The sequence below is a fragment of the Lactococcus sp. DD01 genome (genome assembly GCF_001578715.1).
Lineage (GTDB): Bacteria > Bacillota > Bacilli > Lactobacillales > Streptococcaceae > Lactococcus > Lactococcus petauri.
On sequence record NZ_KQ968954.1, the window covers coordinates 1 to 670 of the forward strand.

Sequence of the window (670 nt, forward strand, 5' to 3'; positions counted from 1 at the left end):
TCAACAGCTGGGAGCGTTTTTTAAATTTTCTTAAAGGATAATTAACCTACTTTGTTTACTGTTGCTTTTGCTTTTTTCTGACTAACAAGTACGCGAAGTGCTTTGATGATTTCCATCATCAAGACAGCACCTAAAGCAAGACCAGCAGCAAGTAACCAGTAGTGCATACTGAAGTTTGCCGGAATGCTGAAGAATTCACGTGTGAAAGGTAAAGTTGTCAAGCTGTAAAGTCCAAGGCAGAATACTACCGCACCTAAAACATATTTGTTAGAGAAGAGGCCCAATGAAAGGATTGTTTGTGAATTTGAACGTGCTGTGAAAGTTTGTAAGCTACGTGCCAAGATTAGAGTTGTGAAGGCCATAGCTACACCCAACTCATCTGAAACTTGCATCCCGATATATTGAGAAATAATCGCTGCAATACCAATCAATACACCACGAACCGCAACACTTGCCATCAAACCGCCTTCGAAGATACCTTCGTCAGAAGGACGTGGTTTTTTCTTCATGACATTGGGTTCTGCTTTTTCCATACCCAAGGCAATCGCTGGTACAGAGTCATTTACCAAGTTGATGAAGAGCAATTGCAGGGCTGTAAATGGACTTGCCCAGTTCATAACTAAGGCAAAAACAATGGTAATAATCGCCCCTAAGTTACCTGAGAAGAGGT

General features: G+C 41.3%; 1 protein-coding gene. It reads right to left on the bottom strand.

Features of this window, described 5'->3' with window-relative positions; all coding sequences use genetic code 11:
• Positions 1–41 precede the first annotated feature (41 nt).
• Positions 42–670: cation transporting ATPase C-terminal domain-containing protein (locus LACDD01_RS11270; protein WP_197458054.1), on the bottom strand; the 629-nt coding region annotated here is incomplete at its 5' end.